Consider the following 26153-nt stretch of genomic DNA (forward strand, 5'->3'; position numbering starts at 1 on the left):
AATACGTGCGTTTGCGAACAACGTTTGATGGGGGTTGAACCTGCGTGCGCAATCTCAAAATACTGTTTTCCTATCTAGGGGCATACCGTCGCGATGCCATCCTCGGCGTGTTCTTTGTGTCGGTCGAGACGGTGCTCGAGCTGTTTATCCCGGTCATCATGGCCAACATCATCGATGTGGGCGTGCCTGCGGGTGATATCAACTACATGCTGCTGCAGGGCGCGTACATGTTGGTGTGCGCTGCGCTTTCGCTGGTACTGGGCTTGGGTTATGCCCGCACGTCCGCCCGCGTTGCCTCGGGCCTAGGCGCTAACCTGCGCGAGGCCGAGTACAAAAAGATTCAGACGCTCGCTTTTGGTAACCTGGACAACTACGACGCCAGCTCGCTCGTCACCCGCATGACCACGGACATCACCGTTATCCAAAATGCTGTGGGCAACGGCTTTCGCCCTATGGTGCGCGGCCCGGTGACGCTTATCGTCGGCCTTATCTACGCGCTGATGCTGTCGCGCCCGCTCGCCACCGTCTTTGCGATCATCTTGCCCGTGCTGGCAATCGTACTGGGCGTCATCACCTATCGCGTCAGTCCGCTCTACCGCCAACTCCAGACCTCGATGGACCACCTCAACGGCGTGGTACAGGAAGACCTCACCGCCGTGCGTGCCGTCAAGGCCTACGTTCGTACCGAGCACGAGGAGGCCAAGTTCGACGCAGTCAATACCGAGCTTGCGCGCACTGCGACAAAGACCTTTGGCAGCGCGGTGCTCAACCTGCCGGTGTTTCAGCTGTCGATGTACGTGGCTGCGCTCTCCATCCTGTGGATTGGCGGCCGCATGATTCTCGCCGGCAAGCTGGGCGTGGGCTCGCTCACGGGCTTTATGAGCTACGTGCTGCTGATCATGAATTCGCTCATGATGATTTCCAACGTGTTTTTGCTGCTCACGCGCGCTCTTACGAGTGTGGGCCGTATCGCAGAGGTGCTCGATGAAGAGCCCTTTATCGCCAATCCTGCGGGGGACCTCGCGACTGCGGCGCCAACGGACGGCAGTATCGAGTTTCGCGACGTGTCGTTTAAATACCGCGCGGATGCTGCCGAGGATGTGCTCGAGCATATCGACCTTCGCATCGAGAGCGGCTCGACGGTGGGCATCCTCGGCGGCACGGGCTCGGGCAAGAGTTCGCTTGTACAGCTGATTGCGCGCCTGTACGACGCCACTGAGGGCACCGTGCTTGTGGGCGGACACGACGTGCGCGACTACGACCTCGCGACCTTACGCGACGCCGTGGGCATTGTGCTGCAAAAGAACGTGCTGTTTACGGGTACCGTGCGCGAGAACCTGCAGTGGGGCAATCCGCAGGCGTCGGACGATGAGCTCCTCGCGGCTTGCCGCGCGGCGTGCGTGGACGAGTTCCTTGATCGCATCGGCGGGCTGGACGGCGAGTTGGGCCAAGGCGGCGCCGGTGTCTCGGGTGGCCAGAAGCAACGCCTGTGCATCGCGCGCACGCTGCTCAAGCATCCGCGCGTGCTCATTTTTGATGACTCCACCAGCGCGGTCGATATGGCGACCGACGCTAAGATTCGCGAGCACATCGCCCGGATTTCCGATACGACCGTGCTCATCATCGCCCAGCGCATCGCGAGTGTCATGGATGCCGATCGCATTGTGGTATTGGACGACGGTCGTGTCCACGGCGTGGGCACGCACGAGGAACTGCTAGCGGGCGACAACATATACCAGGAGATTTATGCCTCGCAGATGGAGTTTGCGAGGAACGCGGACGCCGGCGACGGCAGCGACGATGGTTGCGCGAATGATCCGTTTTCCTCCGTCGCATGCGGATCGCCCTTGGAAGGGGGTGAGCGTCATGCCTAAGACCGCAGCCCAAGCACGCCCGGCCGACCTCAAGCGCACTGTGCGCCGCTTGCTCTCCTACATGGGGCATGCCAAGTTCTCGTTGCTCGCGGTGGGCGTGCTCGCCTCCGTTGCCGCCATCGCGAGCCTCGCCGGCACCTACATGGTGCGCCCCATCGTTAACGGTTTGGCCACGGGCGGGGAGGAACTGCTCGCCAAGCAGGTCATCCTGACGGCGATCATCTACGCTGCGGGCGTGCTCTCGGCCCTGGGCTACTCGCAGATCATGGTGCGCGCGGCCCAACGCGTGGTGTCCGATATTCGCCGCGACCTGTTCGCGCACATCCAGACGCTGCCGCTCAGTTATTTTGACAGCACGCGCTCGGGCGACATCATGAGCTTTTTCACCAATGACGTCGACACCGTCTCCGAGGCGCTTAACAACAGCTTTGCCAACGTGATTCAGGCCACCATTCAGGTTGTGGGCACCACGGCCATGCTCATCATCCTTAACTGGCAGCTCACGATTATCACACTCGTGTGCGATGCGGCCATTGTGCTGTATGCGCGCTATTCGGGCGCGCGCTCTAAGCGCTTCTTTGCCGCCCAGCAGGCATCGCTTGGCGACCTGGACGGATATATCGAAGAGATGGTCTCGGGCCAAAAGGTCATCAAGGTCTTTAACCGCGAGGCGGCGAATGTCGCCGGCTTTGCCTGCCGCAACGACGAGCTTCGCCGCACCGGCACCGCCGCCGTGAGCTATGCCAACTCCATGGTGCCCATGACTGTCGTGATTGGCTACGTCAACTATGCCATCGTCGCCGTGGCGGGCGGCATGCTCTGCATCAAGGGGCTCGCCGACGTAGGTGCGCTCGCGAGCTACCTGGTCTTTGTGCGCCAGGCCGCCATGCCCATCAACCAGTTTACGCAGCTCGGCAACTTCTTGCTCAACGCGTTGGCCGGTGCCGAGCGCCTGTTTGCGGCTATGGACCTTAAGCCCGAGGTGGACGAGGGCTGCGTGGAGCTGGTGCAGACGGGCGACGCCGCATGGGCGTGGAAGATTCCCGAGGGTCAGGGCGTGGGCGCGTACGGGCACTTGCATGATGTGGTTGCTGTTGATGAGTCGGGCCGCGCGGTGGCTGCCGACGGCACCGAGCTCACGTGCGGCTTGGTCCCGCTTGCCGGCGACGTGCGCTTCCATGCCGTGGATTTTTCCTACGTGCCGGGCACCCGTGTGCTCATGGATCTCAACCTGTTTGCCAAGCCGGGGCAAAAGATCGCGTTTGTGGGCTCGACGGGCGCCGGAAAGACGACCATCACCAACCTCATCAACCGCTTCTACGAGGTCGATGACGGCGAGATCACGTACGACGGCATCGACGTCAAGCACATTGCCAAGGCCAGCCTGCGCGGATCGCTCGGCATTGTGCTGCAGGACACGCACCTGTTTAGCGGCACCATTGCGCAGAACATCCGCTTTGGCAAGCTCGACGCGACCGACGAGGAGGTACGCGCCGCTGCCGAGGCCGCCTGCGCCGACTCGTTTATCCGCCGCCTGCCGCGGGGCTACGACACACCGGTCACGGCCGACGGCGCCAACCTGTCGCAGGGTCAGCGTCAGCTGCTCGCCATCGCGCGCGTGGCCGTCGCCGACCCGCCGGTGCTCATCCTGGACGAAGCCACTTCGAGCATCGACACGCGTACCGAAAAGCTCATCGAACGCGGTATGGACCGCATCATGCGCGGACGCACCACCTTTATGATCGCGCACCGCCTGTCCACCGTCCGCGATGCCGACGCCATCATGGTCCTCGAACACGGCCGCATCATCGAGCGCGGCACGCACGAAGAGCTGCTCGCCCAGCACGGCGAGTACTGGCAGCTGGCGCATGGCTTAAAAGAGCTGGATTAACCCGTTCGAGCACGATACTTTGATCCCTCCGTGCCCCTCACCTCGTCTCAAACCATCACAACATTCGACGTTTTTCGCCAAAAACGGGAAAAGCATCGAATGTTGTGATGGTTTTTCTGCCGCTCGACCGGGTGGAATCGCTTTCTTGTGCACGAAGGTGTGCGGACCCGTGAGCAGGGGAATAAGGTTGGTTATCCGACTCCATTGGAGGGCTCATGGACCTGCCGATCGTCCTGTCCCATAAGACCGCCTGGCTGTACCACAACGTGGCGCGCCCGTCCGAGCCGCTCTCGCGTGCAAGCAGCCTATACGATGAGGACTCGCTTGCTAACGAGGCGGAGCCGACTGCGAGCCTGCCCAAATTGGGACTCGATGCCAAGGGGCTGAGGGCTTCAACGGCAGTTGAGATCGTTACCGACTATCTGGTTTCGTTCGGTATTCCACGAGAAGAGCTCGATCATATCGACACGCTCGTCAACTTCGATTTTGAGCGCTCGACGCCGGCTGGATTTAGATGCCACGTGTTTGGAGCGCCGGTACCTCCAGGCCATCTTATCGAGGTGGCAGAGGGCCTTCTGGTGGTTGATGAGGCCATGTGCTTTGTTCAAGCGGGTTCGTGGATGAGCGAGCCCGAGCAGCTGGAATATGGCTACGAAATCTGCGCCCGATACCATTTGAATCATCTGTCGACAGGCGATTATATCGAGATGGGGCAGAGGTATACCGTTGCCGACTTGATTGCTTATTGCAATGAGAACCGATCTCGCCAGGGGACAATACGCGCGGCCGCCGCGCTCAAGCGTGTGCACGATGGCGCGCGGTCGCCCATGGAGACAGCCACCGCAATCATGGTTGTAGCAAAACGTTCCCAGGGAGGGTTGGGATACGCCAAGATCGAGCTCAACCATCGGGTCGATGTTCCCAACGAGTTCAAATATCTCGCAAAGGCCGGGTATTTCGAGATCGACGTATATGCGCCTGCAAGCGGTACGGGGATTGAATACAACGGCTCGGACCATCTTGATAAACAGCGCAGCGCGTCGGACGCGGAGCGTATGACCGTGCTGAGCGCGCTGGGCTTTAGGATGATCGTCCTCACCGGGACTCAGTTTGCCCATCAGCTGCAATTGCATCGGGCGATGAACGCCATCGCGCTCGCTATGGGTCTCAAGTGCGACCGAAGCGAGGTGTTCCAAAAACGTCAGAATGACCTGCGAGAATTCGTGATTCGACACTGGGACGGCAGCCTTTAGGGACGCTTTGGTCCTTCTACGGGGTGCCGTGGGCAGGCAGACCATCACAACATTCGACGTTTTTTGCCAAAAACGGGAAAAGCATCGAATGTTGTGATGGTTTGTATGCTGAGGATGGGCTTGGAAAGTCCGTTTTGCTCGAAGCGACCCGTCCTGTCGTACGGGTGTCGGCATGATTCTCCCGTGGAGTATTATGTTTTCCGAAGAATAAAACGCCGCGTGAGGGGAGGGCTGCGTGGACGGGCACGTGCAACATGACGGCTTTGGCCGCGATATCAACTACCTGCGCATTGCCGTTACCGACAAGTGCAATTTCCGCTGCATTTACTGCATGCCGGCCGATGGCGTGGCGCCCCGTGCACACGACGAGCTGCTCAGTGCCGAGGAAATCGCCCGCTTTGTGCGCTTGGTGGCGGGGGAGGGCATTCGCCGCGTGCGCCTGACGGGCGGCGAGCCGCTGGTCAGCCGCCGCATCATCCCGCTCATTCGCGACATTCGTGCGATCCCGCAGATCGAGGACATCTCACTCACCACCAACGGCGCCCTGCTGCCCAAGCTGGCGCCGCACCTCAAAGACGCAGGACTTAACCGCGTCAACATTTCGCTCGACACACTCGACCCCGAGCTGTTTGGAAAGATCACGCGTCTGGGTCGACTCGAGCAGACCATGGCGGGCATCGACGCAGCGCTGGCTTGGGGCTTTGAACCCGTTAAGGTCAACTGCGTTGTGGTGCGCCGGCTCAACCAGGATGTGGCGGCCCTCGCACGGCTCACGCTCGACCGGCCCATCCACCTGCGCTTTATCGAATACATGCCCATCGGCGACGAACACACGAGCTCGCATTGCGCTGTGGACCCGCACGCGCCCACACTCAATCCCGAGCTGTGGGACGCGAGCGATACCGTGCCGAGCGACGAGCTGCGGGCGCGCATCAATGCCGGGGCCGCCGCGGCGGGACTGGGCGAGCTCGAGCCGCTCGACATCAACGACGCTCCTGCCGGCGCGGGCCCTGCGCGCTATTGGCACTTTCCGGGCGCGGCGGGAACGGTCGGCTTCATTAGCGCCATGTCCAATCATTTTTGTGCGAATTGCAACCGTCTGCGCCTGACGGCCGATGGCAACGTGCGTCCGTGCCTGTTTAGCGATGCCGAGTATTCGGTGCGTGAGGCGTTGCGCCGTGGTGATGATATGCAGGTACTTTCGATTTGGCGCGATGCCGTCGCCCACAAACCGCAGGAACACGCGATAATTGAGGGCACGCAACGATTTATGTCCCAAATCGGAGGATGATCATATGGCCAAGAGCAGGTACGCCGATGCCACCAAGGCCGCTCGCAGGGCCGCGATGTCTGCCCACAAAGCCACGGCCGCGGCGAATGCCGGCAACGTCGACGCGTCCGCGCAGCCGACTGCCAGCGCTGCCGCCGAGCCCGCCCGCGACGCCCGTCGTGACGAGCTGACGCACGTGGACGCCAAGGGCGAGGTGCGCATGGTTGACGTGTCTGACAAGGCCGAGACCCATCGCATCGCCATCGCCGAGGGCACCATCCTCATGCACCCCGAGACGCAAGCCATGGTGCTGCAGGACCGCGCCAAAAAGGGCGACGTGCTTGCCTGCGCACGCGTGGCGGGCATCATGGCCATCAAGCGCACGAGCGACATCATCCCCATGTGCCATCCGCTGCTCATTACCAAGAGTAAGTGCGACATTGCGCCCATCGCTCCGGCGGGGATGCCGGCCGAGGACGTGCCCGAGGGCTGGGCGCCGGCGCGCGCGGACGGGCAGGTTGGCTTTCACGTACTGGTTACGGCCGGCGTGACGGGCAAGACGGGTATCGAGATGGAGGCCCTGACCGGCGCGAGTGCCGCGTGTCTGACCATCTACGACATGTGCAAGGCCGTCGATCGCGGCATGGAGATCGTCGACGTGCGCCTGCTGCACAAGGAGGGCGGCCGCTCGGGCGTGTGGGATCGTGCCGAGCGTCAGGTTGCTGCTGTTGAGGCTGCCGCCGCTGACGGTGCCGCGCCCGCGAGCGCACCCGTCGCCGTCGCGCCCGCAGCTCCGGCACCGGCCGTCCCTGCGATCGCGTTTATCGGCTACCAAAACTCGGGCAAGACCACGCTCGTCGAGAAGGTCATTGCCGAGCTCACCCGCCGCGGCCTGCGCGTGGGTTCGCTCAAGCATCATGGTCATCATGGCTTTGATATCGATGTACCCGCTAAGGACACCTGGCGCCATCACCAGGCCGGATCCAAGCATGTGGGGCTCATCTGCGCCACGCGCTGGGCGGAGTACGCCGACACGCGCGAGGAGGACGAGATGCCCGCGCGCGAGCTGCTGTCGCGCTACAACGATGTCGACGTGGTGATCATCGAGGGCTACAAGACCGAGGGCTTCGACAACATCGTCGTCGCGCGCTCCGGTGTTGACCGTCTGCGCGGCAAGAGCTCGCTCGACCTGGTCGACGGTCACACGCTGGCCCTTGCCTGCAACGAAGCCCTGGCGCGTCAGGCCTTCGACGCCGGCTTTGCGACCCGAGCCATCAACATCAACGACGCCCGAGCCATCTGCGATCTTATCCAAGACCATCTGGCCTAAAACCTGCCAAAAGGGACAGGTTTATTTTGGCAGGTTTTATCTGGGCAAACGCCATTTCCACCACAAAGGGGACAGGCACCTTTGTGGTGGTTTTTGCTTTAGTAGATGCGTGGGACATGCCTTACAATCTACCAAGTAGTTCATGACGGGCGAAAAACGGAGAGAAGGGGCTTGATGCGTCCTTAATGTTTCATGCGGATAGATTGATTTGACAGACGGTGGCGAATGCCCGCCGCCCGTATTCGTATGAAACAAGGAGTCTCCATGCTCGCCTCTCTTTTCTCAAAGTCTCAATCATCGCTGTCCATGCAGGCCAAGCGCCTGGTGGCGATGCGCTTTCTCATCTACACCGGTTTTCAGACCAGCTACTTTATCGGCGTCATCGGAACGCTCACCTATGCAGACGATGCCTCGGTCGTGGCGACATCGCTGGCCGTTCTGTTTATGAACGTTTTCGTGATCTTGGGATCCTTTGCGGGTGGCGCGGCGCTCGACGCCTGGGGCCCACGCCGTCATTTCTTGCTGAGCATCGTGGGCACGCTGACAACCGGCGCGGCGATCATCGTTTTTGGCAGCGCGACCGGCATCGTCCTGCTCGGCGCGGTGCTCCTGGGCTTCGTGATGGGGTTTGCCCAGCCCATCGCTACGTCCTATCCAGCCTACCTCACCGATGATCCTCTCGAGCTCAAAGACATCAACTCCGCCATAGCCATGTTTTCAAACGTGAGTATCATCGTTGGCCCCACATTGGGCGGCTTTGTCGCGGCGGCTGCATCGTCGCGCGCGGTGTTTGTGCTCATGATGATCTTTACCGTACTGGCGCTCGCCGCCGGTTGGGGCTTTAGGCAAAGTGCAGGTCAGGCCGCCACACACGAAGGCAAACCCGTAATCGGCGACATCACGTCGGATAAGGCCAGCCAAAGTCCCGACCCCAACACATCTTCTCGCGTCACCTTCGCGACCAGCATCAAGACGGTCTTTACCAACAGCGTCCTCGCCCTACTGTTCTGCATTATTTTCCTTTCGAACTTTGGCTATGGCGCCTTCGACCCGCTGGAGTCGTTCTTCTACCGCGATATTCTGCACGTCGGTGTCGAATGGATGGGCTGGCTCTCGTCGGCCAGCGGTGTGGGCGCGGTGCTGGGCGCCGTGGCCGCGCTCCGCTTGCCGCCGCACTTGGTCAACCTTAAGACGCTGCTTGTGGCGCTTATGTCCGTGGGTCTGGGAAGTTTGCTCTATGTGGGGACACCGTACGTGGGTGTAACCCTCGTCGGCCAAATTGCACTGGGCATAGCTTGGGGCATCGTCAACCCGCTCCACAACACGATCGTGCAAACGACGGCCCCGCTCGAGCAGCTCGGTCGCGTGAACTCGGTCATGGGCTTTGGCAATATGTTCGCCGGCGTGGCCCCGCTGGCTATTGCCCCGTGGCTGGCGGCGACGTTTGGCGTGCAGCAGACGCTCGTTGGTGCGGGCATGGTCGTGACGGCGGTTCCCGCGGCGTTGCTGCTGTTTGGACGCCGGCATTTTGATCGTGCCGCAAGGCAGTAAAACCATCACAACATTCAGCGAAAATCGCGATTTTGCCGAAAAACGTCGAATGTTGTGATGGTTCGCGCCCCGGGTCCGGCCACCCTTCGGGTCCGGCCACCACAGAGGGGCCAGGCACCTTTGTGGTGATCGGGCCCCAACGGCCCGTGCCTTGGTATACCATGTACGCCGTTCACGAATACACCCCACACCGCCGCACAACCCAGAAAGGCCCCCATGGACACCACCTTCAGCCACATCAAAGCCGTGTTCTGCGATATCGACGGCACGCTGCTCACGAGCCAGCACACGGTGTCCCCGCGCACCGTGGCGGCGATCCGCGCCCTGCGCGAGCGCGGCGTGCTCTTTGGCCTGTGCACCGGGCGCGACGCCCACGCGACCGAGGCCATGTACGAGCTCTGGGGTATCGAAGGCCTGGTGGACGTGCTCGTGGGCTGCGGTGGCGCCGAGGTCATCGACCGCGCGCACGACATCAACGAGCTGAGCTATCCGCTGCCGGGCGAGACCATCGCGCGCATCTGCAAACACATGGCGGACCTTCCGGCAACGCCCGTCTGCCCCCGAGACGGCGTGTTCTACGTGCCCGAGAGCAACGCGTGCGTCGAGCACCTGTCGCGCGTCGACGGCGTGCCCTACCAGGTGGTCGATTTTGCCGAGTTTTTGCGCGAGCCGCAGCCCAAGGTGATGTTTACCATGGCGCCCGAGGTAATGCCGCGGGTGATTGAGCGGGCGTCGACGTTTGCCGATGACACCGTTAAAGCGGCGGCTCTGCAAACCACGCAGCGGCTCTACGAGTTCATGGATCCGCGCGTGTCCAAGACGCGCGGCCTTGTGCGCGTGGCGGAGCTCAACGACATGGAGCTCCAGGACATCTGTGTGTTTGGCGATGCCGATAACGACACCTGCATGGTGGCTGACGCCGGCGTGGGCGTGGCCATGGCAAATGGTAGCGATGCCACCCGCTCCGCCGCCGACTTTGTAACCGCCAGCAACGACAAAGACGGCATCGCGATCTTTATCGAGGAACATCTGCTGTAGCGCCGGGGGAGAACCACCGCAAAAGGGGACAGGCTCCTTTTGCGGTGGCCTCAGGCGATTTGGGCGAATTGATGCCTAAAATCTACGCGAAAATTCAGATATGGTTGTCTGAACATTACGCTTCTAACTACCGATGAAATAAAGATATTCCCATCAATTTAGTAGTCTATTCCTCCCGGTTAATGACCTACCGTTCACGGTCGATTTTCGATCGTTCACAGGTGCTTGCTCTTGAGCAAAATGTTGTGCAAATAAATAAAATGCTATTAAAAAATGATAGGCAACTAAATTACCAGCAGAAATAAAAACTAAATAGCGAATAAACAAAAGCAAATCTGAGTAAATGTCAAGAGAATTGAGAATTCGCTACAAAACTATCGGTATTTTTGCTTAGATGTTCAAACAATCGTTACAATATGTACTATAAGCGTGCGTAATTACAGGTTGCGCAGATACGTTTGATAGTGAAAGAGCAAGATCGCGGTCTCTTGGGGAGGAGACATCGATGAAAGCGAATTCAGAAAAAACTAAGCAGAGTAAAAAAAGCGACGCGCCGTGTACTGGCAGGCGTTTTGTGCGGAGCCTCCGTTTTGAGCCTGGTGCTGTCGCTCGTCATGCCTCCGATCTCGCAGGCCATTGCCAACGATGTCCAGACGGTTCCTACCGAGAAGACTGTGACGGAGGATTCCTCAACTGAGTCTACTGATGTAGAAAACACCAACAACGGGGATACCGAAAACCAGAATAGTGACGACGTCGAGGGCGGCGAGACCAATCCTACAAATGACGTTGAGCAGAATCAGGCTGAGGATCAGCTTGAGGACGAGCAACGGGGTGAAGATGGCGAGTCGTCGGATGGCAATGCTGTAATGGCGGTCGCGGAAGGCGGGCAGACCGAAGCGGCATCTGGTGGGATAGATAGCGCGGATACGCTGAAAACTAAGCTGGAGAGCGCGAGCGGCACTGCCAACTTTGAGCTTACGAAAGATATTGATACCAAAACGACAATTCAGCTCGGCCAAGACGGTAGCAATATCACGCTGGATCTAAAAGGCCATAAGATTAAGCATAGGTTGATTTCCGATCTCAGCCGAACACATTGAGCGGATAGGCCGTTCCCGCAGCTAGCCGAACGCCCCCGCGGCCCCTCACGGGCCCCGGGGGCGCCGTTTTCCCAGTTGAAGGAACGGTGGAGATGTGTTTCGATGGGTCCGGTGGCCATGCTCCGCCCGCCGCCCGGCACCTCTTCCCAGACTCAGCCGGACGGTCGGTCCGTCTATTCCGTTTTTCCTCTAGGCTAGGCCAGCGGGGCATCGCCCCTCTCTGCGCGCGCCCTCTCGATGAGCCTCGGCGTCAGGTCGAGTTCGCCGATGGGCACCTCCTCCACGCCGTAGGCGTCCAGCAGCGCCGCCGCGTCCTCCCCGAGCATCGCCCTGAAGGCGCGCGCGGGCGTCGAGAAGCCGAGCGCGCCGCGGGGCTCGGAGTTCACGTGCGACATGGCCAGCGCCAGGTCCGCCGGGGCGAGCCGGTCGAACCTGAGCCCGGAGCCCTTGGGCAGCAGCTTCCTTATCTCGACGTGGTTTCGCTCGCAGGCGCCCTTCTGGTCGCTGCGCCTCGGGTCGCAGTAGAACAGCCTCGTCTCGCCCGGCCCCTCGCCGAGCAGCGCCGCGATCGCAGCCTCGTCGGAGAACTCGGCGCCGTTGTCGGTGAGGACGGCGCGGAACACGCGGCGCGTCCCGTCGGCGCCGAGGACCTCCCTGATATCGCCCAGGGCGGCCGCGACGCGCCCGGCGGTCTTCTCCGCCAGCGGCAGCGCGAGCTGCAGCCTGCTGGGGCGGTGCAGCAGCGTGAGCAGGCAGGCGGAGTCCTCCCGGGCGCCCTCGACGGTGTCCATCTCCCAGGCCGCGGCGCACGCGTCCTCCCCGAGGGCGAGGAACGCGGCATGCGACCTGCGGGCGGAGTGGCGCGTGGCCGCCCGGCCGGCGGCGCGCTTCCTCGGCCTGTAGCCGACCTTGCGCCTGAGCTCCATGTTGGTCATGCCGTCGTAGCCCGCCGAGACCCAGCGGTAGATCGTCGAGGGCGACAGGTCCACGGGCCCGCCGTTCCGGGCCGACAGCTGCTCGGGCGACAGGCCGCGGCGCAGGCCGTCGCGAATGTGGGCGAGCGCCTCGGCCGCGGCGGGCTCGTCGGCGTCTATCCCGCGCCTGGACGAGACGAGGACCGAGTCGGCGCACAGCTGCGCGGCCCGGGCCTCGTAGAAGACGTGGGGGCGGCGCTTGCAGCCGATCGCGCGGTACCGCCCGCAGCCGTTGCAGCATCGCGGCCACGCCGCCAGGCGCGGGCAGGCCGCCGACAGGTCGGCGGAGGCGTCCACGCGCTCGCCGCGCCTGGCCTTCGGCGCCGTCACGAACCTGTGCGACGCCACCTCGGCGCTCACCGTCGAGGGCGACCTGCCCAGCTCCCTCGCGATCTCCCTGCACGACGCCCTGCGCTCCAGCATCCTCTGGACCGTGTCCCGCTCGTGCCTCGTGAGCCTTCCGTAGGCCCTCGGGACCGCCCTTGCGGAGTCCCTTTTCTTCTTTCCGGACATGCCGTCCTCCGATCTCCCGGGGCCGGCCGGCCCGGCCCTCAGGGTATCGGGTTCCCACATTCATCCGCACATGTGCGGATGAATGTGGGAGGTGTTCGGATAAAGTTGATAATCAAGGAAGATTAAGCATACGAGTCAAAGAGATCCTTTGTTCAATATCACCGGTGGCGCGACACTTATAATTAAGGATACTGATCCTAAGAAACCGAGTGAAAGTGTCGACGACGGCAAGCAGCTAAATGATCAGGATCAGACTTTAGATCGCAACAATTATGGTAGAGAAGCAGAGTTGGTTTACGACACCGATGGCATTCCGTCTAGCCTTACCTACTACGTGACCGAATCGTCCCCGAGTAAAAAAGACACAACCAAGACAACCGAGATGCTTTTCAAACATAGCGTCGAGATTAAAGGTGCCATCGTGGCGTGCGATGGCTCTGACGGACTGAGGCTCATTAATCTCTACGCAACTAACAGCAAGGGTGGTACGTTCAAGCTCGAGAGTGGCGTGATTACGCAACAGGAAAATACGCAACAGAAACAATGCAGGGTCGACAGTTTGGTTTATGCCGAGAATGGCTCTACCGTCAACATGAGCGGCGGCTATGTGTGTGGTGCTTTCGGCTCGCATGCGGGCGGCGGAATTGAAATATGCAACAATTCGAGCCTCGACGTTTCCGGTGGCGTAATTGCCGGCAACAGCGCTTATAGTGGCGGTGGTGTGTCTGCCAACGCTTCCACGGTCACCATAACTAATGGCGTAATCTCCGGCAACAGAACGCTTGATTCTGTTGGCTTTGGTGGCGGCATCATGGCCGAATATGGCGGCAGCGTTACTGTTTTCGGCGGTTACATTACGAACAATCGCTATGCCAAATTCTGCGGTAAAGATGGCGATGGTTGTCATGGCGGCGCTGGGCTTGCCGCCATAAAGGGCGCCGATGTCGCCATTTATGGCGGCCAGATTACTGGCAACTATTCCGATGAAGCTGGCGGCGGCGTTTACGTTACCAATATTGATCAACAAGATATGGCATGGCTCAAAGTTACGGGAGGAATTATTGCCTCTAACGTGAGCTACCGATCTGAAGGTGCCGGCATCCGAGTGGGCCAGAAGGTTGACGCGTTTATTAACGGCCCTAAAGAAAGTAACGGCACTAAAAAAAGTATAGTCTACATCACTAACAATCACTGCATGTCTCGCTATGACTGGGGTGGCGGCATCTTTGTTCAGGGTGATTCGAAAAACGCGACTAACGCAGGCAGGCTGTTTGTATACAACTCGTATATAAGCAGCAATATCGCTGGCGGCTATGGTGGCGGCGTTGCGGTCTGCCCATCGGGTAAGACCTTGGTAACGAACACTGAAGGCACGGCTATCTTTGGCAATTCGTCTGCCGGTGCTGATTATCATGACAAAAAATATCCTGATCCTGCTTACGACAAAGAGCACAATTCCGGCAATGACAAAGCGCCCCATCTTTCTAAAGGCGGCGACGGTAAGAATCAAGACTATACCGCCTATTTGGAACAGGTTTTTCGTGACAATGGTCATGCCGATTTCTTCCTCGCAGCGCATGATAACAATAAGCCGATTGCAGTTGTGACTGGTAAGATGCTTGGCGGTGGAGACGCCCGGTACTCGGGAAGCATCGAACTTAAAAAAGCCATCACCATTCCCGCCAACGGTGCTGTTGGGGTAGAAAATAGCATCGGCCTGACCTCGGGTGTTATTGCCGAGGATGAGGCGGCGATTGATGCGCGGAATCATGCGCAGAATGAAGCGACAACTTTCATCACGGGCAACTATTCCTGGGACCATGGTGGCGGCATCATGTCGAATGGCGACTTGTACCTAGGCGTGCCTGCGGATGCGTACGTCTACCCGAGCCTTAAGCTGAAGGCGACCAAGGAGTTGGCCGGCCGTACGCTCGGAGATGGGGATTTCAAGTTTACGGTTTATCGCAAGAACTCGGATACTGCGAAGGCGCCTTCTTGGAAGAATGATAAATTCGACAAAGGTGGCTGCGAGCTTGTCAAATCTGCCCAAAATAGCGCTGACGGCCACATCGCCTTTGACCTTAGCGACAAGCTCGAGCTGCTTCTTAACGACAAACAGCTTGGCGAGCAGTTATTAGCGAAAGGTGCTGTCGAAATTACATACTACTTGGTCGAAGATGGGGGCAATAAGCCTGGTGTTCATTACGATCGTGCTGTATACGAGATTAAGGTGAGAGTCAAATACAACAAGACTGTACTTATGTCTGTTCCGATACAGGGAAATTCGAATTCGACTAGAGAGCTTAATGTCCATAACTACACGATTGATAGCGTGCACGTGACTAAGCATGATGAGGGTTCAGCTAAAGATCTGGGCACTGTGCCACCAGGTACTGACGGCTATTATTCAATCGTCGACTCCAGCAGCGCAACCTCCACCAATAAGGCAACCTTCACCAACACGTACGACCCTGAGGTTTCCTGGACTCCTAGGGCGACTAAGGTCGTTGAGGGTGGCGAGATGAAGGAGTTTACACTTCAGCTTGCGAAAGACAGCGAATTTAAAAACATCATCGGTACCGCCGTGACCTCTGGTTCTGAGAAGACGCAGACGCTTCCGTTCATGGACGAAAACAATGAAAAGATTGAGCTCAAGTACTCGCTCTCTGATATCAGGAATAATCCCGGCGACCCGGGTGGCCCTTTCAAGACCTTTACGTACTATGTGCGCGAGAAAACCGACGGTCCGCAGTTCTCACACTACACGTACGACCAGTCGGTCTATCAGTTCACGGTTGAGCCAACGTATGACACCGAAAAAGGAGAGATCAACTGTAGGGTGACCTATAAGAAGGGAACCGTTGACTCCGCAGGCAATTGGGCAGCAGACCCCAAAGCCGAAAAACGGACGTTCATCGACACCTTCGCCCCCAACTCCACCGACACCTCCATCCCCACCTTCACCAACACCTACTCCACCACTCTGCCCCTTTCTGGTATGTCGGGCGTCACTCTGACGTACCTTGCCGGCGCGGCGGTGCTTTGCGCTGCTGCGGCCTGGATGCACATTCGTCGCAAGGCGAATGCGAAGGGAGGTAAGCGTCGTGAATAAGAAAGTTTGCTCCTTCCCGATCTTGTTTGCGCTGCTTGCCCTCCTGATCGGCACCTGCGCGGTTGTGTTCCCCGCTTCCGCGCAGGCCACGCCGACCTCGACCGGTTCCATCACGGTGAGCGGCACCGTGGCGAGCAGCTACGACGCCTACCAGATCTTTAGCGCCAACGTCGTCGACGGCGACAGCGACGCCAAGATCGCCACCGACCTCGCCTGGGCAAGCGACGCCGTGCGCGACGCCGCGCTGCCAGTGCTGCACAGCGCTGGCATGCCCAATTCCCAGACCACCGCGCAGGAAGCTGCCGAGTGGCTCAACACCGATTCCCACCTTACGAGCGCGCTGAGCGCACAGCTCGCTCGTTCCCTCCAGAGCTCTGGCGCCAAGTCTGTGGCCCTTAACGCGGGCACGACGACCGAGCTGCCCTGCGGCTACTGGCTCATCGTCGCCGACGACGACGCCATTTCCCAGAACGAGGCCGGCACCGCGCCGATCATGGCCCTGGTGGGCGGTAGCGCCGTCACCGTCAAGCCCAAGGCGGCGACGCCCAAGGTCCAAAAGCATGTGCTGGAGGACAGCACCGCCGCCTGGCAGAAGGCCGCCGACGCCACGGTTGCCGACGACCTGTACTGGCGCCTCTCTGCCACGGTCCCGGCGGGTCTTACCGCCTACGGCACCTATACGGTGCGGTTCGTCGACACCATGAGCGCGGGGCTCGACCCCTCTAAGGTCGCCGCGAGCGTGCACGTGTACGTGGCGCCGGGCGCGGACGGCGGCTTCGACGCCGTCTCGACCGGTAAGGACGGCCGCGCCGGCACCGAGCCCGCGAAGGGCTGGACCGACATCACGGCCCAGTGCGCCACCAAGGTAGCGGCCGACGGCAAGACCTTCACCGTGCGCACCGGCGATCTCATCGCCGCGCTCGGCGGGGCCGACGCCTTCACCGCGGGCGCCCGCGTGGTCGCCGTGTACAATGCGCCGCTCAACAGCGCGTGCAACCACGGCATCGCGAAGGGCAACCCCAACGAGGTCTACCTGCGCTACCCGCGCTCTCCCTTTGCCGACCAGTCCGGCGACGCCGGCTTCACCCGCACGCCGAGCGACGATGCGTGCGCCTACACCTGGGATCTCGCGCTCACCAAGCGCGGCAGCGACGGCGACAAGCCGCTTGCCGGTGCGGTCCTGAGCATCGCAGACGACCGCGGCCGCACGCTAGCGGCCGACTGCACGTGGGATGCGGAGGGCAAGGCCACCGTCACTACGGGCGAGGACGGCCGCGTGACCGTCTCGGGCGTGGACTCGGGCAAGCTGGAGGTCCGCGAACTCAAGGCGCCCAAGGGCTACACCGCCTTTGAGGGCACGCGCTCCGTGACGGTCAAGGCCGAGGGCCTGGACGTCGACCAGGTGGCCGCCGCCAAGCCCAAACTCACCATCACGGCCGAGTCGCCCCTGCGCGCCGACAGCGCGGACGGGTCGACGGGCAGCCTGGAGGCGTCGCTCATCAACACGCCCACCGGCACACCCCCTAGCATTACCACCGGAGGCTTTATGCCCTCGACTGGCGATATGGCAATGTACGCCGCGGCCGCCGCAGCGGTCGCCGGAGCCGCGCTCATCGTGGTCGCGCTCCTGGTCAAGCGGGGAGGTGGCAGCCATAAAGAGTAGCTGGCAGCCCCACAGAGAGCGGGGCGAGACGTAGCGAAGTAGATGCTAAGATACAGACAGATGATGACCGATCGAATGAGAACCAAACGGAAAACGGAGGAAAAGAAGATGAGCATGAGTAAGAACATCGCACGCCTGGCAGTAACCGCCGGCCTCACAGCAGCGCTGAGCTTCGGCGGAGTCATGGCCCCGGTGACCATGGCGTTTGCTGATGATCCGGTGACGGCTCCGGCAAATGGCATCATCATCGAGCAGAGCGAGAACAACAAGGGCACCGCTAAGACGCGTTTCGTTCCGTACCAAATCTTCAAGGCAAAAGTTCACGACGGCGAAAATGGTAAAGTCACATCTGATGTTGATTGGGCTGATACCATAACGTAAACCACCAAGGACCAGATTATTGCTGATATCCGTAGCGATGCTAGTAATGGTAAGAAGCTTTCCGGAACTCCTTCTGCTCAGGACGTTGCTGATTGGTTGGGCACCTATGTGTCCGAAAGCGGCAGGGAACTCGTTGTTAAGAACGGAGACTTGCTTAATAAAATAGCCGCCATTGTAAAGAAAAATGAGCAGCCGTCAGGTACGGCGTTCAATGCTGGTGATTCTTTTACGCCTGAGAGCGCTGGCTACTATCTCTTCCTGACAGATGATAACTCCATCGGTACGAATAAAGACTATTCCAACAAGAAACAGACGGGCACCTCGCCGATTTTCGCCGTCGTAGGTGGTACTGGAGTAACCGTGACCGAGAAGACTGGCATTCCCACGGTTACGAAGAAGGTCAAGAATGACAAGCTCCGCAGCGACTGGGCTGACAAGGGCGACTCCCAGATGGATCAGCCCGTGTACTACCAGCTGACCGGTACTGTGGCTGCGAACATCGATACGTTCAACACCTACTACTATGAGTTCCACGACGAGCTCTCCGCTGGTCTGACCGCGGATGAGAATTCTATTACCGTTAAGATTGATGACGAAACCGTGACGGCGGTCAACAACTACACCGCGAGTGTCACGAATACTACGGACGAGTCCGGGGCTGTAACTGGGCAGGTGCTGACTGTTTCCTTTACGGATCTTAAGGCTGCTGCTCGGTCCGTGGGCAAGACGCTTACCAAGGATTCCCATGTCGTCGTCACCTACACCGCCAAGCTTGACCACGAGAAGGCGAAGAATGTCGTGGTTGGCGGCGAGGGTAATCCCAACAGCGTCAAGCTCATCTACTTCAACAATCCCATGAGCAACGGCAAGGGCGAGTCCGTGCCCGATACCGTCCGTGACTACACTTACGCGCTCAAGCTCGTTAAGGAGGACTCTGCTAACGAGGCCACCAAGCTCGAGGGCGTAAAGTTCACCATCCAGGCCACGGGTGCCGACGAGGGCGCTGGCACTCAGTATGTCCAGGAGAACGGTTCCCTCGGCAAAGATCCCTGGAATTTCACGACCGATGGAAACGGCGAGATTAATATCAAGGGCCTTGATGCTGGTACCTACACGGTCAAGGAGACCGACACCCTTGGAGGCTACAACACGCTGGGCGCCTTCACCTTCACCATTAAAGCCGATGGCCTTAATCAAGACGAGGGAAATAATACCCTGACGGTTACTGCGTCCAAGGAAGGCCCCGAACTTGTCGTTGCTCCGACCTTTGATCATGGCACCGTCACCCTCACCGTCAAGAACAAGAAGGGCTCCAACCTCCCGCTCACCGGTCTTAACGGCGTGACCTTCACTTGGATCGCTGGTGGCGCGGTGCTGTGCATCGGCGTGGCTCACCTCATCCGCAGCCGTAAGCAGGCTGAGGAGTCCGAGCAGGAGTAACGCTCACTCACCCATCCCTTTGGCAGGTGGGATGTGATGGCCATGAGACTTGCGGACACTTTTCTCGTCCATCCACGTTCTTGCTTTGCCACTCTCTTTTCGGGGCAGACTCCGCACTGGAGTCTGCCCCGTTTTTTTGGGATAACGCAGCCAGCCTCCATCGTCCGATGCGAGTACGTTCGTCATCGCGTTTCTTGACTCGTATGAGGTTCGGTTTAAGGTCCGTAGGCGCACGCGCGGTGCGGACGGTAGAAGGCATTTGCGCCGCAACAAGCGCAAATAAGAATGCCCGGGGTTAGAGGCCCGGGCATTTAACAAAACCAGAAAACTAGGCCGCCCGCGCTTTCGAACACTTACGCGGGGTGCGTCGTTTCCTGTAGTTATTGTATCCCGAATCGCTTCGCCGATTCGGGACATTTTGAAAACGCAAACACGTCGGGCAAACCCGGACAATGCGGCCAGGTTCCGCTGGATGAGGAATCGTGTTTATAGCTATCGAACAAATGTTTGTCAAAATCGCGTTTACCAGCTGCGGGTGCATACGCTCGCAGTAAAATATCTTTGCGACGCATCCCGTGCGCGGGCGGCCGACGACTCGATCGGAGGTCCCCAAATGCTGAAATTCCTTAACGCGCTCGCCGCCCTCGCGGCGGTGGGCACGTTCGTCATCGCGTTTCTTGACTCGTATGAGGTTCGGTTTAAGGTCCGTAGGCGCACGCGCGGTGCGGACGGTGGACGGCATTTGCGCCGCAAGCGCAAATAAAAATGCCCGGGGGTAGGATCCCGGGCATTTAACAAAACCAGAAAACTAGGCCGCCCGCGCTCCCAAACATTTACGCGGGGTGCGTCGTTCTCTATTGATATTGTATCCCGAATCGCCCCGCCGATCCGGGACATTTTGAAAACGCAAATGCGGGCCCATACTCGCACTGCGCAATGCTGCCTGGCTGCGTTGTCCGGCGTACGAGCTCGCGAATCGGCTATTATTTGTTTAGACAACTTGAGTTGAAGAGGAGTGACCGGCGATGGTGCAGGGCGCCAAACATATGAAGAGCAATAACGCCGCGGGCAACGGTGGCTCAAGCCCTCAGCCCAAACCTCAGCCCAAGCCCAAGGCCAAGCGCCGTCGCAAGCGGCTGCCGCGCTGGGCCGACCGGCTCATCACCATCGTCATCATCCTTATTGGCGTGGGCCTTATGACCTGGCCGTGGATCTTGGACCGGATCGAGGCTTCGGGCGTGTTCAACCAAATCAGCACTGTGTCCAGCACCGTGGACGCGCTGTCTGCCGAGGAGCGCGAGCGCATCCTGCTCCAGGCGCGCTCCTTTAACGAGCAGCTGGCGGGCGAGCCCACCGAGCTCCCCGCCGACCAGATCGAGCCCTATGCCCAGCAGCTCATCTTTGACCGCGACCCCATGATGAGCTGGGTCGAAATCCCCTCCATCGATGTGAGCATGCCCATTTACCACGGCACGAGCGAGGAAGTCCTCATGGCGGGCGTCGGCCACCTGGAGGGCACGAGCCTGCCGGTGGGCGGCACCTCGACGCATTGCGTGCTTACCGCGCACTCGGGTATGCGCAACCTGAGCATGTTCGACGACATCCGCTCGCTGGAGCCCGGCGACCTGGTGCTGCTGCACACCATGAACAAGACGCTCGCCTACAAGATGGTGGACTCCGAGGTGGTGCTGCCCGAGGAGATGGAGTCGCTGACCATTGAGCCCGGCGCCGACAAGCTGACGCTCGTCACCTGCACGCCCTACGGCGTGAACGACCATCGCCTGCTGGTGCATTGCGTGCGCACCAAGTACAACAAGAAGGACGTCGACAAGCAAAAGTCGCTGGCCGGCCGCCACTGGGGCAAGCGCGAGTTTGCCGTGCTTATCGTGGTCGTGGCCATTGTGCTGTTGCTGCTGGACATCGTGATCCACGCGGTCCGCAAGCGCCGCAAGGCCAAGGCCTCGGCATAGTACATCGTTCAAAACCACCACAATGGGGACAGGCTCCTTTGCGGTGGTCGGGGCTTTCAAACCATCACAACATTCGATGAAAATCGCGATTTTGACGAAAAGCGTCGAATGTTGTGATGGTTTTCGTTGTGGGCGGGACGGTTTTCGTTGTGGACGGGATGGTTTTCGTTGTGGATGAGACAGTTTTCGCTATGGACGGTGCGGTTTCGCTGCAGAACCGCCAGCCCGCCACCTGCCAGCCCGCCGCCCTCGTTACGTTTTCGCTGCATTTGGGTAAAGCACCTGCTCCAAGCGGCGTTGCCTTGTATACTAGAGCGGTTTATCTGTTATGCGGAAGGGAGCGCCTATGGCACTCAGCGAGAAAGACGTGCGCGGCATCGCCGAGTACGCAAAGATCGCACTGACCGATGACGAGCTCACCCAGATGACGTCCTACATGAACGACGCCGTCCAGATGCTCGAGCCCGTCTTGCAATATGACTTGCCCGACGTGGAGCCCACGTTCCATCCCATCGGAAGCCTGTCCAACGTGATGGGCGATGACCTGCGCGAGCCCGAGCGCGATCTGCCGCTCGACGTTGCGCTCGAAAACGCCGGCAGCGCGCGTGGCCGCTACTTCCGCGTGCCGTCCATTTTGGGAGAGGGGGAGAGCGAGTAATGGCGCAAAGCTTCGATTCCCTTACCGCCGCCCAGATCGCCGCGGGCGTTGCCGCCGGCGACTTTACCGCTACCGAGGTGGCCCAGGCCTCCCTTGCCGCCATCGAGGCGCGCGAGGGCGGGGTCCAGGCATTCCTGCAGGTGGCGCCCGAGCTTGCGCTCGAGGCCGCTGCGCGCGTGGATGCCGACCGTGCCGCAGGCAGGTCGCTGCCCCCGCTCGCGGGCGTGCCGCTGGCCATCAAGGACAACATGAACCTCGTGGGCACGCGCACCACCTGCGCTTCCCGCATGCTCGGGGACTACCAGAGCGTCTACACCGCCACCTGCGTCCAGCGCATGCTCGATGCCGGCTGCCTGCCCATGGGCAAGGCAAACATGGACGAGTTTGCCTTTGGCAGCTCCACCGAGAGCTCGGCGTTCCACCGCACCAACAACCCCTGGGATGCCGAGTGCGTGCCCGGCGGCTCTTCGGGCGGCTCCGCTGCAGCCGTCGCCGCGGGCGAGGTCGCGCTCTCGCTGGGCTCGGACACCGGCGGCTCTATTCGCCAGCCGGCGTCGCTGTGCGGCGTGGTGGGCTTTAAGCCCACGTATGGCGCCGTGAGCCGTTACGGCGTAGTTGCCTTCGGCTCGTCGCTCGACCAGGTGGGCCCCTTCGGCCGTACGGTCGAGGATGTCGCGCTGGCCATGAACGCGCTTACCGGCGCGGGCCACGATCCGTACGACTGCACCAGCCAGGATTGTGCCGTCGACTTTACCGAGCACCTCAACGACAGCATCGAGGGCAAGCGCGTGGGCATCATTCCTGCGTTTATGGAGGCCGAGGGCCTGACGCCCGAGGTCAAGGCCGCTGTTCAGCGCGCCGCCCAGGAGCTGCAGAACCAGGGCGCCGAGCTGGTCGAGGTCGACCTGCCGCACCTGGATGCCGCCATCGCCGCCTACTACGTCATCGGTCCGGCCGAGGCATTCTCCAACCTGGCCCGCTTCGACGGCATTCGCTACGGCTACCAGGAGGAGGGCTGCGCCAACCTGTCCGACCAGAGCTCGCTTTCGCGTGCCCACGGCTTTGGTGCCGAGGCCAAGCGCCGTCAGATGCTCGGCGCCTACCTGCTGAGCTCGGGCGTGTACGACAAGTACTACTACGCCGCGCAAAAGGCCCGCACGCTCATCACGCAGGACTACGACGCCGCGTATGCCAAGGTGGACACCATCCTCATGCCTGCCTCGCCGCGCACGGCCTTTAAGTTTGGCGAGATTAGCGACCCCACGCAGATGTACCTCTCCGATCTGTACACCATCTCGCTCAACATTTGCGGCAACGGTGGTATCTCGGTGCCGCTGGGCCTGGGCGCGGACAGCAAACTGCCCGTTTCTGCCCAGCTGGTGGGACCTGCCTTTAAGGACCGTCAGCTGCTCACGTTTGCCCGCGCCCTGGAGCGCGGCTTTGCCGATGCCGCCACGGGTGCGCCCGCGCTTTCCATCGCGCCCGATTTTGCCGGGAAGGGAGGCGAGCTGTAATGAAGGAGCTTTCCGAGGTCCTGCAGGATTGGGAGGCCGTGATCGGCCTGGAGATCCATACCGAGCTCACCGCACTCGATACCAAGATGTTCTGCAACTGCAAGCTCAGCCACGATGACGAGCCCAACGCCAACGTGTGCCCGGTGTGCCTGGGCCTGCCCGGTGCCCTGCCGGTGCCCAACAAGCGCGCCATCGAGAGCATCGTCAAGGCCGGCCTCGCCACCAACTGCGAGATTCAGCGCCACTCGATGTTCTACCGCAAGCACTACTTCTATCCCGATATGGCCAAGAACTTCCAGACTACGCAGGGTCCGGTCGCTTTTGCCATGTACGGTCACCTGGACCTGGACGTGACCGGTCGCGGTGCCGCCGAGCGCCCCGACTGCGCGTTTGGCGAGGCCGAGGCCCAGAGCCTGGCGAGCGCCTCGGCCAACGCCGAGGGCCTGTCCACGTCCATGACGTCGACCATGCGCGAGGGCAATCAGCGCTCCGGTCATCTGGCCAGCTATGATGCGTCCAACCTGCAGATGCCCGAGCGCCGCGAGGACGGTTCCTACACGGTGCCCATTCGCATCCTGCGCATCCACATGGAGGAGGACGCCGCCAAGATGGTCCACGTGGGCGGTGCCGAGGGCCGCATTACCGCCGCTGCCGAGTCGCTCGTCGACTACAACCGCTGCGGCACGCCTTTGATTGAGCTCGTGACTGAGCCCGACTTGCGCACGCCCGAGGAAGCGCGCCTGTTTATGGAGAAGCTCCGTCGCATCTTTGTGACGCTGGGCATTTCGGACTGCTCCATGGAGAAGGGTTCCATGCGCTGCGACGGCAACGTGTCGCTGCGTCGCCGCGGCGAGACCAAGCTGGGCACCAAGACCGAGCTCAAGAACCTCAACTCGTTTAAGAGCCTGCACGACGGCCTTGCCTACGAGATCTGCCGTCAGGCCGAGGTGCTCGAGGAGGGCGGCATCATCTATCAGGAGACCCGTCACTGGGAGCCTAGTCGCAAGCGTACCGTGGTTATGCGTGTGAAGGAGACGGCCGACGACTATCGTCTGTTCCCCGATCCCGACCTGGCGCCGTTCGATCTGGACGACGAGTTCATCGACCGCTGCCGTGGCGAGATTCCCGAGCTGCCCGATGCCAAGCGTGCCCGTTTTGAGGCCGACTTTGGCATTAAGGCGGCCGATGCCGAGCAGATCGCCGGCGACCCCGAGTTTGCCGAGTTCTTTGAGGCCGCCGCTGCTGGCATGGCTGGCAAGGAGGCCCAGACGGTCGCAAACTTGCTGGTGAACGAGATGATCGCCTACCTTAAGGGCGCGGGTGTGTCGCTCGCCGAGTCCGGCATTGCACCGGCCCAGGTGGCAGCGCTGGCTAAGCTGCTGGCGACCGATGCCATCAGCTCCAACCAGGCGCACGAGGTCTTTGAGGCCATGGCCCAGACCGGTGATGACCCCAACAAGATCGTCGACGAGCGCGGCATGCGTCAGGTGAGCGATGCCGGCGCGCTGCAGCCGATTGTGGACGAGGTGCTGGCAAACTGTGCCGATCAGGCGCAGCAGTATCGTGACGGCAACCAGAAGGTCATCGGCTTTTTGGTGGGTCAGTGCATGAAGGCGAGCCGCGGCAAGGGCAACCCTAAGCTCTTCAACGAGTTGCTGAGAACGGCGCTCTCGTAGCTGCGAGGCCGGGGAAGCCCCGAGTCGCCGGGGTATTTCCTCCAAATTTCAAACAGTCCTATGCAAGACGAAGGCCACATTAAGTGGCCTTCTTTGCGTGCGGAACTCATTTTGAGGAAGCACCCGCCCTGCCGGGGCTCCCGGGTTCTGCAACGACTCGGCCGTTCGGGTCAGGTAGGCTGAATTGAATTTGGTGGATGAGGGCGCCGATGGCGCCCTCATTCTTTATGGATGTGGCAAAGGGGCTGTCCCTTTGCCACATTGTGGGAGTGACGGAAATCGGGGTCTAATACTTTTCCGCGAAGTGAACGACCTTATTTGGACCCCTGAAGCATCGACACTTTTTGGGCTCTGTTTCCTGCGGATTTGTCGAGTTTTTCCTGCGGTTTTGCTGGCGAAAAATGCAGATGTTTCGGGGGTCCGATTTTGCTCGTTCACTTCGCGGAAAAGTATTAGACCTCGATTCGTCGGGTCGGGGAAGAGCCTTTCATGGATGCCGGAGATGTACGTTGCGGCAGACGGATCGCCAGAAGTCGGCTGTTCCGCGCCTCAAGATTTCCAAAAAGTTAACCTTTGTTGAACTTAATAGTTAGATAAACTAAACTATTTTCTAAAAGTGTGCTCGAGCAAACTTGTTTACTCGGGTGCTGAGGCACCGTGCCGCGTCCAATGCGGCAAAAGGGAGAGACATCATGAAGAAGTCCACGTTCAACACCCTGCTTGTTGGTGGCGGTTTTCTGCTCGGTACGGCTGGCATCAAGCTGCTCACCAGCGCTCCGGTAAAGAACGCCTGCGTGCAGGGTATCGCGTGCGGCATGCGCATCAAGAACGGCTACCAGGACATGGTCGAGCAGGCCAAGGCTAATGTCGACGACATGGTTGCCGAGGCTGCTTACATCACCCAGAGCGAGGCCGCCGCGGACAACGCAGCCGAGTAGCGCT

The 26153-nt window shown here is 60.4% G+C and carries 19 protein-coding genes; 18 read left to right on the top strand and 1 reads right to left on the bottom strand.

Translation table 11 applies throughout. The features are described 5' to 3' along the window. Positions 1–44: 44 nt before the first annotated feature. From ACKUUJ_RS04790 to ACKUUJ_RS04825, 8 genes are all read left to right on the top strand, one after another. The gene (locus ACKUUJ_RS04790; RefSeq protein ID WP_195543865.1) at positions 45–1874 is read left to right on the top strand and encodes an ABC transporter ATP-binding protein; all 1830 of its coding nucleotides are present in this window, start codon (positions 45–47) and stop codon (positions 1872–1874) included. Beyond that, positions 1867–3765, top strand: coding sequence for an ABC transporter ATP-binding protein (locus ACKUUJ_RS04795; protein WP_409064826.1), 1899 nt, complete (start codon positions 1867–1869; stop codon positions 3763–3765). The genes ACKUUJ_RS04790 and ACKUUJ_RS04795 overlap by 8 nt, the downstream gene beginning before the upstream one ends. A 215-nt stretch (positions 3766–3980) precedes the next feature. Next, a complete protein-coding gene (locus tag ACKUUJ_RS04800; protein WP_409064827.1) occupies positions 3981–5018 on the top strand; it encodes a hypothetical protein in 1038 nt (345 codons plus the stop codon). 235 nt (positions 5019–5253) lie between these two features. Next, positions 5254–6309, top strand: a complete 1056-nt coding sequence (gene moaA, locus ACKUUJ_RS04805; protein WP_409064828.1) for a GTP 3',8-cyclase MoaA — start codon at positions 5254–5256, stop codon at positions 6307–6309. Positions 6310–6313: 4 nt separating this feature from the next. Next, positions 6314–7618: a molybdopterin-guanine dinucleotide biosynthesis protein B gene (gene mobB / locus ACKUUJ_RS04810; protein ID WP_409064829.1), complete on the top strand. Its 1305-nt coding sequence runs from the start codon at positions 6314–6316 to the stop codon at positions 7616–7618. 264 nt (positions 7619–7882) lie between these two features. Then, the gene (locus ACKUUJ_RS04815; RefSeq protein ID WP_409064830.1) at positions 7883–9169 is read left to right on the top strand and encodes an MFS transporter; all 1287 of its coding nucleotides are present in this window, start codon (positions 7883–7885) and stop codon (positions 9167–9169) included. A 216-nt stretch (positions 9170–9385) separates the two neighbouring features. Beyond that, positions 9386–10207 carry an HAD family hydrolase gene (locus tag ACKUUJ_RS04820; protein ID WP_409064831.1) on the top strand — a complete coding sequence of 274 codons (822 nt, stop codon included), beginning with the start codon at positions 9386–9388 and terminating at the stop codon, positions 10205–10207. 590 nt (positions 10208–10797) lie between these two features. Further along, entirely contained in the window at positions 10798–11310 is a 513-nt protein-coding gene (locus ACKUUJ_RS04825) for a hypothetical protein (protein WP_409064832.1), read from the top strand. A gap of 194 nt (positions 11311–11504) precedes the next feature. On the opposite strand, the gene ACKUUJ_RS04830 is transcribed toward ACKUUJ_RS04825, so the two are convergent. Continuing rightward, positions 11505–12857, bottom strand: coding sequence for an IS30 family transposase (locus ACKUUJ_RS04830; protein WP_409064833.1), 1353 nt, complete (start codon positions 12855–12857; stop codon positions 11505–11507). 88 nt (positions 12858–12945) lie between these two features. On the opposite strand from ACKUUJ_RS04830, the gene ACKUUJ_RS04835 reads away from it, so the two are divergent. The 10 genes from ACKUUJ_RS04835 to ACKUUJ_RS04880 all read left to right on the top strand — a co-directional run bounded on the left by ACKUUJ_RS04835 (position 12946) and on the right by ACKUUJ_RS04880 (position 26149). After that, on the top strand, positions 12946–15909 hold the full coding sequence (locus tag ACKUUJ_RS04835) for a Spy0128 family protein (protein WP_409064834.1): 2964 nt from the start codon (positions 12946–12948) through the stop codon (positions 15907–15909). After that, complete coding sequence (locus ACKUUJ_RS04840) at positions 15902–17572, top strand: SpaA isopeptide-forming pilin-related protein (RefSeq protein ID WP_409064835.1); 1671 nt, start codon at positions 15902–15904, stop codon at positions 17570–17572. Before ACKUUJ_RS04835 ends, ACKUUJ_RS04840 begins: the two co-directional genes overlap by 8 nt. Positions 17573–17686: 114 nt before the next feature. After that, positions 17687–17953, top strand: coding sequence for a hypothetical protein (locus ACKUUJ_RS04845; protein ID WP_409064836.1), 267 nt, complete (start codon positions 17687–17689; stop codon positions 17951–17953). Positions 17954–18313: 360 nt separating this feature from the next. Then, positions 18314–19393 carry an isopeptide-forming domain-containing fimbrial protein gene (locus ACKUUJ_RS04850; protein ID WP_409064837.1) on the top strand — a complete coding sequence of 360 codons (1080 nt, stop codon included), beginning with the start codon at positions 18314–18316 and terminating at the stop codon, positions 19391–19393. Positions 19394–20006: 613 nt separating this feature from the next. Next, entirely contained in the window at positions 20007–20156 is a 150-nt protein-coding gene (locus ACKUUJ_RS04855; RefSeq protein ID WP_022095061.1) for a hypothetical protein, read from the top strand. Positions 20157–20439: 283 nt separating this feature from the next. Further along, entirely contained in the window at positions 20440–21363 is a 924-nt protein-coding gene (locus ACKUUJ_RS04860) for a class C sortase (RefSeq protein WP_409064838.1), read from the top strand. Positions 21364–21709: 346 nt separating this feature from the next. Then, entirely contained in the window at positions 21710–22021 is a 312-nt protein-coding gene (locus ACKUUJ_RS04865) for an aspartyl/glutamyl-tRNA amidotransferase subunit C (protein WP_409064839.1), read from the top strand. After that, positions 22021–23535: an Asp-tRNA(Asn)/Glu-tRNA(Gln) amidotransferase subunit GatA gene (gene gatA, locus ACKUUJ_RS04870; RefSeq protein WP_409064840.1), complete on the top strand. Its 1515-nt coding sequence runs from the start codon at positions 22021–22023 to the stop codon at positions 23533–23535. The genes ACKUUJ_RS04865 and gatA overlap by 1 nt, the downstream gene beginning before the upstream one ends. Beyond that, on the top strand, positions 23535–25211 hold the full coding sequence (gatB, locus tag ACKUUJ_RS04875) for an Asp-tRNA(Asn)/Glu-tRNA(Gln) amidotransferase subunit GatB (RefSeq protein WP_409064841.1): 1677 nt from the start codon (positions 23535–23537) through the stop codon (positions 25209–25211). Before gatA ends, gatB begins: the two co-directional genes overlap by 1 nt. A 692-nt stretch (positions 25212–25903) precedes the next feature. Next, entirely contained in the window at positions 25904–26149 is a 246-nt protein-coding gene (locus ACKUUJ_RS04880; protein ID WP_035136895.1) for a DUF6110 family protein, read from the top strand. Positions 26150–26153 lie beyond the last annotated feature (4 nt).

This window comes from Collinsella sp. wc0583 (assembly GCF_046116915.1).
Lineage (GTDB): Bacteria > Actinomycetota > Coriobacteriia > Coriobacteriales > Coriobacteriaceae > Collinsella.